The sequence below is a fragment of the Bradyrhizobium sp. Leo170 genome (assembly GCF_004296405.1).
Classification (GTDB): Bacteria; Pseudomonadota; Alphaproteobacteria; order Rhizobiales; family Xanthobacteraceae; genus Bradyrhizobium.
Map to the genome: position 1 here is coordinate 1 of NZ_PSRR01000689.1, position 1,593 is coordinate 1,593.

The window sequence follows — 1,593 nt, forward strand, 5'->3', positions numbered from 1 at the left end:
AGGCTGGGCAAGAATTTCGCGGATTTCGGGAAGTTGAGGTACGATTCGCGGATGGTGAATCGTCTTTACAAGACCGGCGTGGATCGGGATCAGCTCAGCCTTCTGCCGGCGCGGATTGAGGACTATGTGGGGCCGGACAATCCGGTGCGGGCGATTGAGGCGTATGTTTGTACGCTGGACTTGGAGCGGCTGGGCTTCCGGCATAGCAGGGGCGGCGGGGGAGCGGGCCAGCCGAGCTACGATCCGGCCGACCTGTTGAAGCTTTATCTTTACGGCTACCTCAACCGGGTCCGCTCCTCGCGTCGTCTGGAGCAGGAAGCGGGGCGCAATCTGGAGCTGATGTGGCTGCTGAAGGGGCTTGTGCCCGGCTACCGGACGATCGCCAATTTCCGCAAGGAGAACTGGGCTGCGTTGAAGGCGGCGAACCGGGAGTTCGTGGTGTTGGCGCGTGCGCTTTCGCTTTTGGGCGGCGAGCTGGTGGCGATCGATGGGGCGTTTTTCCATGGCGATGCCGGCAAGGGCAGCATCAAGACGCGCAAGCGGCTGACGGAACAGCTGGCGGCGATCGAGCGCGACATTGAGGCCTATGGCGAGGCGCTGGAGGCCAACGACGCCACCGAGGCGAAGCCGTCCTGCGATGGAGGCGACGGCGGCAAGGGGGACGGCGGCGGCATCGCGGACAAATTCACCGCGCTGATGGAACGGCGCGCACAGGCCAAGGCCGATCTCACCGAGCTGGAACGGAGCGGCCAGACGCAGTTGTCGACGACGGACGCCGACGCCCGGCTGCTCGCAAAGAGCGGCCAGCGCGTTGCCGGCTACAACGTGCAGATCGCCGTTGACGCCAAGCACAAACTCATCGTCGCCAGCGACGTCGTCAATGATGGCAACGACAGCGGCCAGCTCCATCCGACGGCGATGGCGGCAAAGGAGGTCCTGGGCGTCGAGACGCTGCAGGCGCTGGCCGATACCGGCTACTACAACGGGGCGCAGTTGAAGGCTTGCGAGGACGCCGGGATCGTCGCCTATGTTCCGCAAGCCAAGCGCACGGACAGGCTGACGGCGCAGGGGCGCTTCAGCCACGAGGAGTTCAGCTATGTGGCTGACGCCGACGCGTATCGCTGCCCGGCGGGCGAGCTTCTGACACCGACGCCAAGCCTCAAGACCAATGGGAGCCGGCTCGAGAGCCGCTATGTCAGCCGCAAGGCGGTCTGCGATGGCTGCTCGTTGCGCGGCCGCTGCGTCGAGAAGGGCTCGCAAACGCGCACGATCTATCGCTGGGTGCATGAAGACGTCATCGAACGTCACCAGGCGCGGATGCGCAACGCCGATAGCCCGATGCGCCGGCGCAGCAGCCTGGTCGAACACCCCTTCGGCACGCTCAAATGCCGCGCCGGCTATCGCCACTTCCTGGTGCGCGGCCTCGACAAGGTCCGCGGCGAATGGAGCCTGATGGCGCTCTGCTACAACTTCAGCCGGCTGCTGAGCATCCTCGGCTTCGATGGCTTCATCGCCTGCCTGGCGAGCAGACAGGCGAGCAGCCTGGCCGCGATCTGCATTTTGCGCGCCGTCGCGGCCATCGCAGGTCTCGCC

General features: G+C 65.5%; 1 protein-coding gene. It reads left to right on the forward strand.

The window, feature by feature from the left end:
• Positions 1-51: 51 nt before the first annotated feature.
• Positions 52-1,593, forward strand: a 1,542-nt coding sequence (locus tag CWO89_RS44025; protein WP_130584361.1) for an IS1182 family transposase, incomplete at its 3' end; no start/stop codon positions are given.